Genomic DNA, 15,305 nt, shown 5'->3' on the forward strand with positions numbered 1-15,305 from the left:
CGAGGTTACAGCGTACAGGAGACGCAGCCCTCTACCTCGGTGCCTTCAAGCGCACTTTGGCGTAAGCGAATGTAGTAAAGCGTCTTGATACCTTTACGCCATGCGTAAATTTGCGCCTTATTGATATCCCGTGTGGTGGCCGTGTCCGGGAAGAACAGTGTCAACGAAAGGCCTTGGTCCACGTGCTTGGAGGCTTCCGCATAGGTATCGATAATTTTCTCGGGGCCAATTTCGTAGGCATCCTGGAAGTAATCGAAGTTCGCTTCGTTCAAGAACGGCGCCGGATAGTATACGCGCCCCAGCTTGCCCTCTTTACGGATCTCGATCTTCGCCGCCACCGGATGAATGCTAGAGGTGGAGTGGTTGATGTATGAGATAGAACCGGTCGGCGGCACCGCTTGAAGGTTACGGTTGTACAGGCCGTGCGCCATCACCGAGGCTTTTAACGTTTGCCAGTCATCCTGAGTAGGCAGGGCAATACCGCTGCGCTCAAACAGGTGGCGCACTTTTTCGGTACGCGGCAGCCATGCTTGGTCGGTGTACTTGTCAAAGAACGTTCCCGACGCATAGGTGGAGTCCTCAAATCCGGCAAAGGCTTCGCCGTGCTCGATGGCCAACTGGTTCGACGCGCGAATGGCATGGAAGGCAACGCAATAGAAGTACAGGTTGGTGAAATCCAACCCCTCTTCCGAGCCGTAGTAGATATGCTCGCGGGCCAGGAATCCATGCAGGTTCATTTGTCCAAGGCCAATGGCACGAGACTTGGCATTACCTTCGGCAATAGAAGGAACGCTGCGCAGGTTGCTCATTTCAGACACGGCGGTTAGGCCGCGAATGGCAATCTCCACGCTAGTGCCGACATCGCCGGAATCCATCACCTTGGCGATGTTCATAGAGCCCAAGTTACAGGAGATATCCTGGCCTACCTGACGGTAACCGAGGTCGTCGTCATATTCGGTGGGCGTATTGACCTGCAGAATCTCAGAGCAGAGGTTGCTCATATTGATACGGCCAGCAATTGGGTTGGCGCGGTTTACCGTATCTTCAAACATGATATACGGGTAGCCAGACTCAAACTGCAGCTCGGCCAAGGTTTGGAAGAACGCGCGGGCATTGATCTTCTGTTTGCGGATGCGCGCGTCGGCCACCATTTCATGATATTTCTCGGTAACGCTGATATCACCAAAGGCTACGCCGTAAACTCGCTCCACATCGTAGGGCGAGAAGAGGTACATATCATCGTTGCGCTTCGCCAATTCGAAGGTGATATCGGGGATGGTCACGCCCAGCGACAGCGTTTTGATGCGAATTTTTTCATCGGCGTTTTCGCGCTTGGTGTCTAGGAAGCGCAAGATATCCGGATGGTGGGCGTTTAGATACACAGCCCCCGCGCCTTGGCGGGCGCCCAACTGGTTGGCGTAGGAGAACGCGTCTTCCAGCAGTTTCATGATCGGGATAATACCCGACGACTGATTCTCGATGCGCTTGATCGGTGCGCCGGATTCACGAATATTGCTCAACAGGAAGGCAACGCCGCCGCCGCGCTTGGAGAGCTGCAGCGCAGAGTTAATGGAGCGTCCGATGGACTCCATGTTGTCTTCAATACGTAGCAGGAAGCAGGAAACCAGCTCGCCCCGCTGGCGCTTGCCGCAGTTCAGGAACGTCGGCGTTGCAGGCTGGAAACGGCCGCTAATAATTTCGTCCACCAGTGACTTAGCCAGCGCTTCGTCGCCACGTGCCAGCGTCAGTGCGACCATGCACACCCGATCTTCGTAACGCTCAAGATAGCGCTTACCATCAAAGGTTTTTAGCGTATAGCTGGTGTAGTACTTAAACGCGCCCAGAAAACTAGGAAAACGAAATTTGTAAGCGTAGGCCTGCTCAAATAGCCCTTTAATAAACGCAAAATTGTACTGCTCAAGCACGTTCGCTTCGTAGTACTGCTCTTCTACCAGGTAATCCAGCTTCTCTTCCAAAGAGTGGAAGAATACGGTGTTCTGGTTAACATGCTGCAGGAAGTACTGGCGTGCGGCTTCACGGTCTTTTTCCAACTGCAGCTCGCCATTGGCACCGTACAGGTTCAGCATTGCATTTAGCGCATGGTAATCCAGCGTGCGCGCCTCAGTTGCCCCCGCAGCAGGCCGCTTTGTTTCTGCCGAGTTTTTTGTAGCTACGTTCTTAGAGACTGAGCTTGACGTTTCCAAAACTCTTCTACTCCTTTGCGGACCTTGGCGACATCATCATCAGTGCCAAACAGTTCAAATCGATAAAGCAGCGGCACCTGGCACTTTTGGGCAATGATTCGCCCCGCCAAGCCGTACGCGTCACCAAAATTAGTATTACCAGCAGCAATGACACCCCGTAGGAGGTGTCGATTGTGCTCGTCATTTAAAAACTGAATTACCTGCCCCGGCACCGCCCCTTTGACAGCGCCGCCACCGTAAGTGGGGGTAATGAGTATATAGGGCTGCTCTACCCGCGGCGTTGGCGCTTCACGATTTAACGGCAGCCGCTGGGCGCTTAAGCCAAGCTTTTCAATAAAACGGTGAGTGTTGCCTGACTTAGTGGAAAAATAAACCAACGTACCTGTTTGCTTGGTACCTGTTTGCTTGGCTTCCGCGTCGGCAGTGCACATAAATTCCGATTACGCCAGCGTTTGAATACGATCAGGACGGAAGCCAGACCAATGCTCTTCACCTACCACCACCACAGGCAGCTGGCGGTAGCCAAGTGCTTCTACTTCTTCCTGGGCACCAGACTCAGCGGTAATATCGATCACCGTGTATTCGAGTCCTTGCTTATCCAACGCACGATAGGTGGCGGTGCACTGTACGCAGGCAGGCTTGCTATAAATTTGGATTTCCATGGCTATTTTTCCTTTTCATAGCGGCATTTTTCAGGTAGCGCTCAGCAACTGCTCTACCCCTCTAAAAGACAGCACGCATACTATATATAGACCACGAGAAAATCAATTCAAGCATATATGGTATTTTTTCATCCACAGGTTATTGACAGTCAATTACCAGCGCTATACCCAGCAATAAAAAAACCGCCCCTGAATTGAGGGCGGTTTTTCCACGGTATAGAGAGCCTATACCGCGCTTGCCGACTGCAAATTTAAGCAGTAGCAGCCTGGTAGCGACGCTCAACATCTTCCCAGTTAATAACATTGAAGAAGGCTTCAACATAATCCGGGCGCTTGTTCTGGAACTTCAGGTAGTAAGCGTGCTCCCAAACGTCTAGACCCAGCACCGGCGTATTGCCGTGCATCAGCGGGCTATCCTGGTTCAGGGTGTTTTCAACCACCAGCTTTTTCTCAGGCGTTACGGACAGCCACGCCCAGCCGCTACCGAAACGGCCCAGGGCCGCTTTCTTGAAGGCTTCTTTAAACGCGTCAAGACCGCCCAGCTCGGCATCGATAGCTTTGGCTACGTCACCCTGGGGCTGGCCGCCACCGTTGGGAGACATCATTTGCCAAAACATGGAGTGGTTAGCGTGACCACCACCGTTGTTGATAACGGCTTGGCGCTTCTCTTCTGGTACGCGATCCAAGTTGGCAATCAGCTCTTCAACCGGAACATCTTCAAGGCCAGTGCCTTCAAGTACTGCATTCAAGTTGGTAACGTAAGTATTGTGGTGACGAGAGTGGTGAATTTCCATCGTCATTGCGTCGATGTTCGGCTCGAGAGCATCGTAAGCGTACGGCAGTTCAGGAAGGGTATGTGCCATGCTATCTTCTCCTTGAGTGGCTTTTGTTGCGTTCACTTCATTAGGTGTGGTCTTACTCCACCCTTTTCAACCACCGCCCGGGCAATTTTTTTATGCCGTGGACGGTAAAGCTTTTATCCCAGTACCTTAGTCAACTATTATCAGTTTATCGAACCTGCCAGAAATAAAAAAGCCGACTTCTGACGAAGCCGGCTTTTGACTATAAACAATTCAAGCGCTTATAGCTTACTTTCCAGTTCCGGCAGGATCTCGAACAGATCCCCCACCAGGCCGTAGTCGGCCACTTGGAAGATCGGTGCTTCCTCGTCTTTGTTGATCGCGACAATCACCTTGGAGTCTTTCATGCCCGCCAGGTGTTGAATCGCGCCGCTGATACCCACGGCAATGTACAGCTCGGGCGCGACGATCTTACCGGTCTGACCCACCTGCATGTCGTTGGGCACAAAGCCGGCGTCTACCGCTGCACGGGAGGCACCAATGGCCGCCCCCAGCTTGTCGGCAATGCCGTCCAGCAGCTTGAAGTTATCGCCGTTGCCCATGCCGCGGCCGCCGGAGATGACCACCTTGGCGCCGCCGAGTTCTGGGCGGTCGCTCTGGGCCAGCTCTTCTTTGACAAAGCTGGATTGGCCGTTGTCGGCGGCGAAAGCTACCGCTTCCACGGCTGCGCTGCCGCCCTGACCCACCGCATCGAACGCGGTGGTGCGCACGGTGATCACTTTCAGCGCGTCGTCACTTTTCACCGTGGCGATGGCGTTACCGGCGTAGATCGGGCGCTTGAAGGTATCGGCGCTCTCTACCGCGATAATATCCGATAGCTGGCTGACGTCTTTCAGCGCGGCTAGGCGCGGCAGGACGTTTTTGCCGGTGGTGGAGGCGCTGGCCAGTACGTGGGAATAGTCGCCTGCCAGTTCCACCAGCAGCGCGCCCATGGGCTCGGCCAGCTGGTGGGCGTACACGGCGTTATCGGCGACGCGTACTTTGCGCACGCCGTCGAGTTTTGCAGCGGCGTCTGCCGCCGCCTGGACGCCTTCACCGGCGACCAGCACATCAATCTCGCCACCAATGGCGCGGGCCGCCGCGACGACGTGGGCGGTGGTGCTGGCCAGTTGGCCGTCGTGCAGGTCGGCAAGTACCAGAATGCTCATAGAATTCGCTCCTTTCAAAGCAGGACAATCAACGTCGTGCCGACTTTAGATCACTTTGGCTTCGTTTTTCAGTTTGTCGATCAGCTCGTCGACCGAGGCGACTTTGATGCCGCCTTTGCGCTCGGCGGGGGATTCCACTTTGAGCAGCGTGACCTTGGAAGCCACCTCAACGCCGTAGTCGGCGGGGGTTTTGACATCCAGCGGCTTTTTCTTGGCCTTCATGATGTCCGGCAGCTTGGCGTAGCGCGGCTCGTTCAGGCGCAGGTCGGTGGTGACAATCGCCGGGAGTGTCAGCGCGACAGTTTGCAGGCCGCCGTCGATTTCACGCGTCACATTAACCTTGTCGCCGTCTACCGCGACTTCCGAAGCGAACGTACCTTGCGGCAGATTGGTCAGCGCGGCGAGCATCTGGCCGGTTTGGTTGTTGTCGGTGTCGATGGCCTGTTTGCCGAGGATCACCAAACCGGGCTGCTCTTCGTCCACCACTTTGGCCAGCAGTTTGGCCACCGCCAGCGATTCGGCGCGCTCGTCGGTCTCAATGTGGATGGCGCGGTCGGCCCCCAGCGCCAGCGCGGTGCGCAGCTGCTCTTGGGCGGCTTTGGGGCCTACGGTCACGGCCACGACCTCGGTAGCCACACCCTTCTCTTTCAGGCGCACCGCCTCTTCCACGGCAATTTCGCAGAAGGGGTTCATGGCCATTTTGACGTTGGTAAGGTCCACATCGGAATGGTCCGCTTTGACACGGATTTTGACGTTATAGTCGATGACGCGTTTCACCGCGACGAGTACTTTCATAGGTTCCTCGCTTGGCTTTCGATAGAAGCCGTTAACCTGACAGACATCGCCAGAAAAGTAGCGACGCTAAAAATTCATGCAAGCGTTTGATAGGTTGATAAATGAAAAACGCTATCAATTTGCCACAGCCTACCTGCCAGCAACAACACTCAATTCGTGCGGCCTTGGTCGTAGTCCATAACCGCTATCCCGCTTGTTGTCACTCATAAAGTGTGCATTTGCCATCGTAGGGGTGACCTGACACAGGTATTATGCCTATCATGGGAGATAACCAGAAGCAAACGACCGTTTTAAATTAAGGTCATCTTTTCATAAGCTAGTTCTCAATCCCTTGTTAGTGAAAAGATGGCGCTTATGAGAATAAGGAGAAACCGGGTGGAAAACGTTGAACGCGATGTAATGGAATTTGACGTTGTGATCGTTGGCGCAGGCCCTTCCGGCCTCGCGGCTGCCTGCCGTTTAATGCAGCAGGCAAACGAGGCCGAGCAGGAGTTAACCGTCTGCGTGGTAGAAAAAGGCTCTGAAGTAGGCGCCCACATTCTTTCCGGCGCAGTATTCGAGCCGCGCGCGCTGGCTGAGCTTTTCCCTGACTGGGAAGAGCGCGGCGCCCCCCTTAATACGCCGGCTATTCGCGATGATGTCTACCTGCTAAAAGATGCCGAAAAAGCGCAAAAGATCCCCAATGCGCTGGTGCCGAAGAGCATGCATAACACCGGCGGTGGCCTTACCCGTTATGTGATCAGCGCGGGCAACCTTTGCCGCTGGTTGGCAGAGCAGGCGGAGTCGCTGGGGGTTGAGATTTTCCCTGGGTTCGCCGCTCAGGAAGTAATCGTCGAAGATGATGTCGTTCGCGGTATTTTGATTGGCGATATGGGCGTAGCTGCCGACGGTACGCCTAAAGATGGCCACATGCCGGGAATGGAGCTACGCGCTAAGTACACGCTATTTGCAGAGGGCGCACGGGGGCACTTAGGCAAGCGACTGATCAATGACTTCTCGCTGAATGCCGGACGCGACCCGCAGCACTACGGTATCGGCTTGAAAGAGCTGTGGGACGTACCCGCCGAGAAGCATGAACCCGGCTTGGTGGTACATGGCTCCGGCTGGCCGCTAGATAGCAACACCCACGGCGGTTGGTTCCTCTACCATGCGGAAAACCAGCAGGTCGTCGTTGGCCTGATTATGGATCTCGGCTACCAGAACCCGTGGCTCTCCCCGTTCGATGAGTTCCAGCGTATGAAGCACCACCCGGTGCTGAGCCAGTACCTTGAAGGCGGCAAACGCGTGGCTTATGGCGCACGGGCCATTGCCAAAGGCGGGTTCAACTGCCTGCCGAAAATGACCTTCCCTGGCGGTCTGTTGATTGGCTGTGACGCGGGCACCCTGAACTTTGCCAAGATCAAAGGCCTGCACACGGCAATGAAATCAGGCATGGTGGCGGCAGAAAGTGTATTTGAAGCGATCAAAGGCGGCGATGAAGGCGGGCAAGAGCTTGCCAACTTTACCAGCAAGTGGGAAGCCAGCTGGGCCTATCAGGAGCTAAAAGAGAGCGCGAGCTTCGGCCCTGCCATTCACAAATATGGCACGGTTGGCGGTGGCGCCTATAACTTTGTGAACCAGTTGCTGGGCAATAAGCTCCCCAACGTTCATGACACCACGACCGACCACGGCGCGCTAAAGCCTGCCGCTGAGTTCGAGAAAATCAACTACCCGAAACCGGACGGCAAGCTATCGTTCGATAAATCCACCTCGGTGTTTTTATCTAATACGAACCATGAAGAGGATCAGCCTTGCCACCTGCGGCTTGCAGATCCCGATCTACCGATTCGTGACAACCTGCCCAAGTATGCCGAGCCTGCCCAGCGCTACTGCCCAGCGGGGGTGTATGAAGTCGTCGAAGATGATCAAGGCAAGCCACGCTTCCAGATTAACTTCCAGAACTGCGTACACTGCAAAACCTGTGATATCAAAGACCCCGCCCAGAACATCACCTGGGTAGCGCCGGAAGGCGGCGGCGGCCCGAACTATCCAAACATGTAACAGACCAAATAGGTAACAGGGATAGCGACGGCGCGGCTAGCTACGCTGGCTGCGCCGGAGGTTCCATGATCTCAATGGGCGCACGACGGGCAATAAGCCTGCGTCGCCCTGCTTGCACAAACCGCACGTCGATAACTGGGTCGGAGGGATTGCCCTCCACCGCCGCCACTTCTCCTTCGCCAAAAAACGCGTGCAGCAGTCGCTGGCCGGGGTAAAAGTGGCGGTCCACCTGGTAACCGGCAGCAGACTCCTTCACCCGTGGCGCGGCCAGGGCAATATCGGAGCGCCCTACTCGCTCGAGGTAACGGGCGACTAAGCTAGGAGACTCCACTTCTAACGGCTTATCTGGCGCCTGCTGATGGGCTAGGCAAGCGGCGACACGCAGGCCATCCTGCCAGGCACTTTCGGCAATAAAGCGGCTTGGCCGATGGGCACCACCATCATGCAGGATTAGCAACTGCTCCTTTGCCCGCGTGATGGCCACATAAAACAGCCGTCGCTCCTCCTCTAGGCGCTCATCGTCCAGCGGGTTATCGCGGCTGTAGTGGGGAAAATCCTCTTCATTAACGCCTGCCACCGCCACCAGTGGCCATTCAAGGCCTTTCGCACCATGCACGGTACTGATCAGCACGCCCCCCGCCTGATTCTCCACCGGCCGCTCAAGCAGCTCAATAAAGGCATCTGGATCTTGCACACTCCCTGCCTGCTCAATCAGCACGTCGAGCAAGCGCACGTCCTCCTCTCCCTTGTCGCGCCTTGCAGCAGCGCGTTTCAGCGTTTTTTCAGCATCAATGGTCTCCACCACATAACCCAGCAATTTGGCAGGAGGCCAAGCGCTAAGTTTGGGCAACTCGCACAGCAGCTCCCAGCGTTTTTTGAGCGTGCGCCGTTGTAACGGCTTAAGCTCGGCCAGTACGGGCTCGTGGCGCTCAGGCCACTGCTGGGTGGCTGCCAGTTGGTGTGCAAGACGCTGCAGACGCTCACGGGCAACAAAGGGCGTTGGCTGTGACAGTAGCAGGAGCAACTGCTCGGGGTCGTGAAGCAGCTCGGGCCGCCGAGCGAGTTTTAGATAGCCCGCCAGCGCCTGCACCAAGGGTAAACGAAACACGAAGCGGTCTTCACGCAGCAGCCGGAAGGGGACTCCCGCCTGCAGCAAGGCGAGTTGAAAAGGTACCGAAAGCGCCCAGCTGCGTACCAGCAAGCTGGCATCGCCCAGCGCCCGCCCCTGCGCCTGCCAATCCACCAGGGCATCCAGCAATAGACGGCTACCTTGACCGACGGATATGCGGGTCTCGGGGTTACTCTCCTCCGCTAGGCAAAGCTGATCGGGCCTGCGCCGGTTCGCCATAATGGCGTGGTTCGCGGTAAGCGCCAGGGCATGGCCATGCCGGAAAGTAGTGGAAAGTGGATAGTCGGTGGCTTTACCGAAGGTGGCGGTAAAGTTCTCCAGCATGGTGTCGGGGCGGGCGCCGCGCCACTCGTAAATACACTGATTGGCATCGCCCACCGCCATCACGTTGGCAGTGGGCGCAGCAAGCACGGCCAGCAGGCGCTGCTGCACGGTATTAATGTCCTGGTACTCGTCGACAATCACATGGTCCAGAAATCCTTCAACCCGTTGGCGAAGCGCGCTATCTGCCTCTAGCGCTTGTAGCGGGCGGTATAGCAGGTCCGCATAGGTCATTGCGCCTTCGGCATACAGCAGCCGCTCGGCTTCTGCGAAGGCCGCAGGAAAATAGTCGGTATCTGGTTCATAATTGAGGCGCTCATAAAGCGCCTCTGCCGACAGCATTTCGGCTTTTACTAACCCACAAAAATGCGCCAACGCCTCGAGCCGATCGCCTTCCAGCGCCGCGTCACGACGCTCTACCTGGCTGGCAAGCACATTCAGGCTGGCCTGACGCAGCAGGCGCTCCATCTGCCACTCGGCGGACAGCAGCCGCCTAGGGGTCAGCACCCCCCAGCGGCACAGGCTTTGGGTTAACCGATGGCCAAGGGAGTGGAAGGTACGCACATCGGGCAACGGCTGGCCCGAAGGTGCCATGCCGGCTAGGCGGCGCTGGAAATCCTCCTTTGCAGAGCGGTTAAACATCAGCACCAGCATACGCTTAGGCGGTACACCGCTCGCTAGTAGGTGGAGTACCCGAGCAGCCATGGTGGTGGTTTTACCTGCCCCTGCCACCGCAGCAACGCGGGCATGCCCCTCCCCATGGTGAACAACGGCCTGCTGTTCGGCAGTTAGCTTCACGACGCCTCACTTGGCACGCCATCGCTCCACCGACCAAGCAGGTGCCAGCTTCCCGCACTATAGAGACGGCACTCGCTCTGGCCTGCCGACCCCTCTTGCACACGGGCCTGCTCTACTAAGCGATAAAATACGTTGCGATGCAGCCGCGCCGCCAGACCGAACCGAATGGCACACTCAGGCGCTAACTCACCTTCCGGGGTGGTCGTCAGCGTCATGGGATGCTCGGCGTCCAGGCGTACCACGTCATCAAACTGAGTGGTTAGCCACCAGGCGTCATCATGGAAATCCGCCTCAACCACCACAAAGGGGCGGTCCACGACGGTAATGCGCCAGCGCTCCACGGGAGTGACTAGGCAGTAGCCATCCGCATCCAGGCGCAGCAGGCTAGAGAGCAGCCGGGCAATCCCGGGGCGCGCAAACGGCTGGCCCTCGTGCAGCCAGGAGCCATCTTCCCGAATCAGGATATCCATCTCGCCCGACAGCGCGGGCTGCCAAGTATCCACTGGGGGTATTGCCGCCGAACCTGCTGATTGCTGCATTAGTCGATCAATATTCATGCCGACCTCCCGTGGCCGTCCCGCACGCTACACCACCAGCCCGGACTGCGCCAACGCCTCTTTTACATGGGCAGGTGCGTCTGGTGCCGCGGCACGGAACAAATGGAAAAAATTAACGGTTGTTTGCATGGCAACTTCATCCACGCTGATGCCTCTTTCACGCGCAATACACTCCGCGACTTCAACCACCCAGGCGGGCTCATTGGGCTTGCCGCGATAAGGAACGGGGGCCAGATAAGGGCTGTCGGTTTCAATTAACAGCCGATCCAGCGGCAATTGGCGAGCCAGGGTTCTCAGAGAAGCAGCATTGCGGAAAGTAATAATACCGGAGAGCGAGATATAGAAGCCAAGCCGCACCGCCTCTCGGGCCATGTCTAGGTCTTCGGTAAAGCAGTGGATAACGCCACCCACACGGGGGTTGCTGTATTCGCGCAACAGCGCCAGTGTGTCCTCCTTGGCCTCGCGGGTATGAATAATCACCGGCAGTTCCAGCTCATTCGCGGCGATGAGGTGCCGCTTAAACCGCTCATGCTGAATGCTAACCGGCACGCTCTCTTGGTAGTGGTAATCCAGCCCGGTCTCGCCAATCGCTACCGCTCCATACTGCTCTGCGGCCTCAACGATATCCTCCACAGTCGGCTCGTTTGGCGCCTGATGGAGCGGATGAAGGCCTGCGGAAATAGCGACATCATGGTGCTCTCTAGCAATGGCGGCCAGCCCCGGCAGCTCGCCCAGCGTTGTGGAGATCGCTAGAAACTGGCTAACGTTGGCAGCACGGGCGGCATCCAGCGTGGCGGCGACATCGCCGCCGTGGGTGCGTTCGGATAAACGGTCTAGGTGGCAGTGGGAGTCGACAAACATGTGGTGCTCGTTGGAAATAAATAAGAAATGCGGGATTAGAGCGTGAACGAGGGGGGCGCTTTATCAAGCTGCCCGGCCAACAGGGTCTCGATACGGTCACGCACAGAGTAATCCTGCTGGCTAAAGTGCACGCCAATGCCTGGCATACGTCGGCCGCTAACGCCTTCCGGCGAGATCCAGATCACCTGGCCGGTAACGGAGAGCCGCTCGCTCTCCCCTGGCAGCGTGAGCAGCAGGATGACAGACTGCCCGAGTTCATACGGCGTTTTCGTGGGTATAAAAATACCGCCTCGATCCAAAAACGGCATATAGGCAGATAGCAGCGTGGGCACGTCGGGTATGGTTAAAGAGAGCGCTTTTTGAGCAGCCATCACTACCTCGTTGCATCAAGTGATTAGGAACGCAGCAGCGTAGACCAGCGCACCAGCCAAGCTTCAAGCACCAGTTGTGGGTTCGGGTTTGCCCCAACGGCTAGCAAGCGGCGCTGCTCTCTAGCGTAATCCAATAGCCGGAACCAGTCCTGTACGCGGCCATTCTTTACCGCCTGACGATAAAGTGGGGCTAAATCGGGATTGTGTAGCACGCCCTGATCACCGGAAAGCCCCAGACGAATCAAGTCCTCAAGCCAGGCGATACCGTACCACAAGATGGCATCAATCGCTTGGCGATCCAGTCTGGCCGCCTCGGAAACAGGCTCAGCGCCACGCACTAACTGTTCGAAGCAGTCGTGAATCTGGTGGCGTAGCGCCCGCTCATCGGGGGCGGCAAGCTCTACTGCTAATAGCGGCAAACCGCCCGATACCTGCCACCAAAAGTGAGCTTCATCGCTCCCCAGTTGCTGTGTCAGCCACCCTTTGCACGCTTCATAGGGCACGCTGGCCAGCGGCCACTGCTGGCAGCGGGAACGGATTGTCGGCAGCGTACGGGAGGGTACATCCGATAAAAGAATAAAGAGCGTCTTATCGCCCGGTTCTTCCAGGCTTTTTAACAGCGCGTTGGCAGCGGCAATATTCATTGCTTCTGCAGGTGAAATCACAATCACCCGGTAGCCACCCTGCTGGGCGGTTTGCGAGACAAACCGGTTCACTTCACGAACGGGGTCAATACGGATTTGCCGCTTACCCTCTTCCGGTGACACCCGCAGCAGGTCAGGATGGTAGCCGGAGGCCAACATGGCGCAGCTATGGCACTGGCCACAGGCCTGTTCGCCGGGTTGCGCACATAGCGTTCTAGCGATCAGCGCTTCCGCCAACTGCTGCTTGCCAACCCCGTGGGCACCGCTGATCAGCAGCGCATGGGGCATACGGCCGCTGTTGGCAAGGCGCACAAGCTGCTGCCAAGTGGCCTGATGCCAGGGCAGTACGCCGGTTATCGCCATTGAGCGACCCGTTCTTCCAGTACGTGGCCAAGCGCTGTTTGAACCACATCAAGCGGCTGAGCCGCATCAATCACCGCAAAGCGCTCAGGGGAAGTGGCCGCACGATCCAAATAAGCATGGCGTACCGCCATAAAGAACTCCGCCTGCTCTTGTTCAAATCGGTCACGCTGGGTATTCAGGTCGCGTAGGCGGCCTTCTAACCGCTCTTTAGCAGCTTCGGGTGGCATGTCCAACAGTAGGGTAAGGTCGGGAGCTAGGCCATGCTGTACAAATTGCTCTAACTGGGCAATGCGCGCCGGGTCGATCCCCCGCCCACCGCCTTGATAGGCAAAGGTGGCATCAGTGAAACGGTCACATACCACCCAGGCGCCCCGTGCCAACGCCGGCAGAATTTTTTCCGCTAGATGCTGTGCTCGTGCCGCAAAGACCAGTAGCAGCTCGGCATCGACGCTCAGCGGCTCTTGGGGGGCAGGGTCCAGCAGCAGCTCACGAATGGCTTCCGCGCGCGGGGTACCACCAGGCTCACGGGTTCGCACTACTTCAACCCCCCGGGCCGTTAGCCACGCTTCGACAAACGCCATATTGGTAGACTTTCCGACCCCTTCACCGCCTTCTAGGGTGATGAAGCGTCCACGCTTGCTCATTGCTGCCCCTTACTTAATAGTTACTGCTTAATAGATACGCCATCATATTCAGCGGTTAGTTGCTTAACGGTTTCTAATATAGCGATTCACGGCGTTGTTGTGCTCGCGTAACGTGCGCGAGAAGTGGTGCGTGCCATCCCCTCGGGAAACAAAGTAGAGCGTCTCACCGGGTAACGGATTAACCGCCGCTTCCAGCGATGCCCGCCCAGGCATGGCGATCGGCGTCGGCGGCATTCCATCAATCACATAGGTATTGTAAGGGGTGGTTTCACGTAGGTCTGCCCGCGTAATACGGCCATCGTAGCGCTCACCCATGCCATATATCACCGTGGGGTCTGTTTGCAGGCGCATGCCACGCTCCATCCGGCGCTTAAATACCCCGGCAATCTCTCGGCGCTCTTCCGGCGCACCGGTTTCCCGTTCGATCAGCGAGGCCATGATGAGCGCTTCATAGGGCGTTTCAATGGTTAAGTCATCGTCTCGCTCTGCCCACACCTCCTCCAAAATACGCTCCATACGGTTGAGCGCTTGACGCAAAATATCCACGTCGCTCATCCCCAGGTGATAGCGATAAGTATCGGGAAAGAACCAACCCTCTGGGTATGTACCTTCACGACCCAAGAGCGTCATGACCTCTTCATCGCTCATGTCGGCCGTGCGGTGCTCAAGCTTGGGGGCCGCATCGAGCAATGTGCGCATTTGGCGAAACGTCCAGCCTTCAGGTACGGTCAGCGAATAGGTCACGACATTATTGCTGCCTAGCAGGGCCATCACCTCCAGCCCGCTCATCCCTGGCATAAGGCGATACTCGCCAACCCGCAGGCTGGGCACCTGCTCTGGATCTATCCGTGCCAGTAGTTGAAACGCCCAGGCATCCTCTAGCACACCCTGGGTTTCCAGCTCGCGGATAACCTGGTTAAAGCCAGCCCCAGCAGGCACTTGATATAGCGTTGGCTCCTCCAGCGTAATGGGTGCAGTTAAGCGCTGCTGCCAATAAGCATAGCCACCCGCAGCAGCTGCCACTGCCAGCACAACCAATACCCCTAGGACGGCAAGTAACCGTTTCACGTTGCTACCTCAATCAAGTTATTTGGATTCTGATGCAGGAAAAGCGCTGGAATACCCCAACAGACGATGGGCCTCGCGCTGCAGTGGGTCGGGCTGCTCCACAGCCCAAGAGGCTATCTGGGCACCCTGAGCGTCCAGCAGTTCACGGACAGGCCACACTCCCTGCACCGAGTTACCCACCCATAGGCGTTCGACCCGGGGCAGCTCGGCTAGCGCCAGCGACGCCTCCTCTAGCGTGCCATTGGCAAGCAGCGCAGCGCGCAACGTCCCAGCAACACCGCAGCGGTCGACATACGGTGTCAACAAGCGCCCTTCCACCGCCCAGAAGAGATTCATACTGGTTGCCTCTACCACGTCACCGGCCTGATCTGTTAGTAGGCCTTCAGCAATGCGGCTGTCTTGCCACTCCTGACGCGCCAGCACATTTTCCAAGCGGTTAAGGTGCTTAATACCGGCAAGCAACGGTTGGTGCCCCAAGCGAAGATGGCATAACCGTACACACACGCCTTGGCTCCACCGCTCGGCACTGGCCGTAAAAGGGGTGCGGCGACTCATCAGCCGTGGCTCGACCTGCTCAGGCAGCGCATAGCCACGGCCACCGCTTCCGCGTGTCAATATCAGCTTGAGTACTTCCAGCGCTGCCGCAGGCGGCGACTGCCACGCCTGCGCCAGCTGTTGAGAGGTAGGCAACGGGATATTCAAACGCCGACAGCCCTGCTCCAGACGCGCGAGGTGGAACTCCCAAAGCACGGGCTTTCCATCGCGCAGCAGCACTGTCTCAAATACACCGTCGCCATACGCTAGCCCGCGGTCGTCAAATGGCACCTGGGGCATGGGCAT

Annotated in this window: 15 protein-coding genes; 1 reads left to right on the plus strand and 14 read right to left on the minus strand. The window is 57.2% G+C overall.

Annotated features, from left to right (window positions below):
* Window positions 1–5 precede the first annotated feature (5 nt).
* The 6 genes from nrdE to LG300_RS09135 form a co-directional block, all read right to left on the minus strand.
* Window positions 6–2,111 (minus strand): class 1b ribonucleoside-diphosphate reductase subunit alpha, encoded by a 2,106-nt coding sequence (nrdE, locus tag LG300_RS09110; RefSeq protein WP_404378016.1) that lies wholly within the window; start codon window positions 2,109–2,111, stop codon window positions 6–8.
* Between the two features lie 59 nt (window positions 2,112–2,170).
* On the minus strand, window positions 2,171–2,635 hold the full coding sequence (gene nrdI, locus LG300_RS09115; protein WP_404374706.1) for a class Ib ribonucleoside-diphosphate reductase assembly flavoprotein NrdI: 465 nt from the start codon (window positions 2,633–2,635) through the stop codon (window positions 2,171–2,173).
* A gap of 9 nt (window positions 2,636–2,644) precedes the next feature.
* On the minus strand, window positions 2,645–2,866 hold the full coding sequence (gene nrdH, locus LG300_RS09120) for a glutaredoxin-like protein NrdH (protein ID WP_399844686.1): 222 nt from the start codon (window positions 2,864–2,866) through the stop codon (window positions 2,645–2,647).
* A gap of 251 nt (window positions 2,867–3,117) precedes the next feature.
* A complete protein-coding gene (locus LG300_RS09125; RefSeq protein ID WP_404374708.1) occupies window positions 3,118–3,729 on the minus strand; it encodes a superoxide dismutase in 612 nt (203 codons plus the stop codon).
* A gap of 218 nt (window positions 3,730–3,947) precedes the next feature.
* Window positions 3,948–4,874, minus strand: a complete 927-nt coding sequence (locus LG300_RS09130; RefSeq protein WP_404374710.1) for an electron transfer flavoprotein subunit alpha/FixB family protein — start codon at window positions 4,872–4,874, stop codon at window positions 3,948–3,950.
* Between the two features lie 45 nt (window positions 4,875–4,919).
* Window positions 4,920–5,669 carry an electron transfer flavoprotein subunit beta/FixA family protein gene (locus tag LG300_RS09135; protein WP_062373473.1) on the minus strand — a complete coding sequence of 250 codons (750 nt, stop codon included), beginning with the start codon at window positions 5,667–5,669 and terminating at the stop codon, window positions 4,920–4,922.
* Window positions 5,670–6,044: 375 nt separating this feature from the next.
* Between LG300_RS09135 and LG300_RS09140 the strand changes: the two genes are divergently transcribed.
* Window positions 6,045–7,709: an electron transfer flavoprotein-ubiquinone oxidoreductase gene (locus tag LG300_RS09140; RefSeq protein WP_404374712.1), complete on the plus strand. Its 1,665-nt coding sequence runs from the start codon at window positions 6,045–6,047 to the stop codon at window positions 7,707–7,709.
* A 40-nt stretch (window positions 7,710–7,749) separates the two neighbouring features.
* On the opposite strand, the gene LG300_RS09145 is transcribed toward LG300_RS09140, so the two are convergent.
* The 8 genes from LG300_RS09145 to pabC form a co-directional block, all read right to left on the minus strand.
* Entirely contained in the window at window positions 7,750–9,957 is a 2,208-nt protein-coding gene (locus tag LG300_RS09145; protein WP_404374714.1) for an ATP-dependent helicase, read from the minus strand.
* Complete coding sequence (locus LG300_RS09150; RefSeq protein ID WP_404374716.1) at window positions 9,954–10,514, minus strand: DUF1285 domain-containing protein; 561 nt, start codon at window positions 10,512–10,514, stop codon at window positions 9,954–9,956. The genes LG300_RS09145 and LG300_RS09150 overlap by 4 nt, the downstream gene beginning before the upstream one ends.
* Window positions 10,515–10,541: 27 nt before the next feature.
* Window positions 10,542–11,375, minus strand: coding sequence for a TatD family hydrolase (locus tag LG300_RS09155; protein WP_404374718.1), 834 nt, complete (start codon window positions 11,373–11,375; stop codon window positions 10,542–10,544).
* A gap of 35 nt (window positions 11,376–11,410) precedes the next feature.
* Complete coding sequence (locus LG300_RS09160; RefSeq protein WP_404374720.1) at window positions 11,411–11,746, minus strand: PilZ domain-containing protein; 336 nt, start codon at window positions 11,744–11,746, stop codon at window positions 11,411–11,413.
* A gap of 23 nt (window positions 11,747–11,769) precedes the next feature.
* Complete coding sequence (locus tag LG300_RS09165; protein ID WP_404374723.1) at window positions 11,770–12,753, minus strand: DNA polymerase III subunit delta'; 984 nt, start codon at window positions 12,751–12,753, stop codon at window positions 11,770–11,772.
* Window positions 12,744–13,397 (minus strand): dTMP kinase, encoded by a 654-nt coding sequence (gene tmk / locus LG300_RS09170; protein WP_404374725.1) that lies wholly within the window; start codon window positions 13,395–13,397, stop codon window positions 12,744–12,746. The genes LG300_RS09165 and tmk overlap by 10 nt, the downstream gene beginning before the upstream one ends.
* A gap of 63 nt (window positions 13,398–13,460) precedes the next feature.
* Window positions 13,461–14,465: an endolytic transglycosylase MltG gene (gene mltG, locus LG300_RS09175; protein ID WP_404374727.1), complete on the minus strand. Its 1,005-nt coding sequence runs from the start codon at window positions 14,463–14,465 to the stop codon at window positions 13,461–13,463.
* An 18-nt stretch (window positions 14,466–14,483) separates the two neighbouring features.
* A complete protein-coding gene (gene pabC, locus LG300_RS09180) occupies window positions 14,484–15,305 on the minus strand; it encodes an aminodeoxychorismate lyase (RefSeq protein WP_404374729.1) in 822 nt (273 codons plus the stop codon).

It is taken from the genome of Vreelandella aquamarina (assembly GCF_044805175.1).
In the GTDB taxonomy this organism is placed as follows: Bacteria; Pseudomonadota; Gammaproteobacteria; order Pseudomonadales; family Halomonadaceae; genus Vreelandella; species Vreelandella aquamarina_B.

Bases quoted from the DNA above. Each gene is read 5' to 3' on its own strand.
- LG300_RS09125 (WP_404374708.1), bottom strand. From the start codon at position 3,729: ATGGCACATACCCTTCCTGAACTGCCGTACGCTTACGATGCTCTCGAG.
- LG300_RS09155 (WP_404374718.1), bottom strand. From the start codon at position 11,375: ATGTTTGTCGACTCCCACTGCCACCTAGACCGTTTATCCGAACGCACC.
- LG300_RS09165 (WP_404374723.1), bottom strand. From the start codon at position 12,753: ATGGCGATAACCGGCGTACTGCCCTGGCATCAGGCCACTTGGCAGCAG.
- LG300_RS09160 (WP_404374720.1), bottom strand. From the start codon at position 11,746: ATGGCTGCTCAAAAAGCGCTCTCTTTAACCATACCCGACGTGCCCACG.
- tmk (WP_404374725.1), bottom strand. From the start codon at position 13,397: ATGAGCAAGCGTGGACGCTTCATCACCCTAGAAGGCGGTGAAGGGGTC.
- pabC (WP_404374729.1), bottom strand. From the start codon at position 15,305: ATGCCCATGCCCCAGGTGCCATTTGACGACCGCGGGCTAGCGTATGGC.
- LG300_RS09150 (WP_404374716.1), bottom strand. From the start codon at position 10,514: ATGAATATTGATCGACTAATGCAGCAATCAGCAGGTTCGGCGGCAATA.
- LG300_RS09130 (WP_404374710.1), bottom strand. From the start codon at position 4,874: ATGAGCATTCTGGTACTTGCCGACCTGCACGACGGCCAACTGGCCAGC.
- nrdH (WP_399844686.1), bottom strand. From the start codon at position 2,866: ATGGAAATCCAAATTTATAGCAAGCCTGCCTGCGTACAGTGCACCGCC.
- nrdI (WP_404374706.1), bottom strand. From the start codon at position 2,635: ATGTGCACTGCCGACGCGGAAGCCAAGCAAACAGGTACCAAGCAAACA.
- LG300_RS09135 (WP_062373473.1), bottom strand. From the start codon at position 5,669: ATGAAAGTACTCGTCGCGGTGAAACGCGTCATCGACTATAACGTCAAA.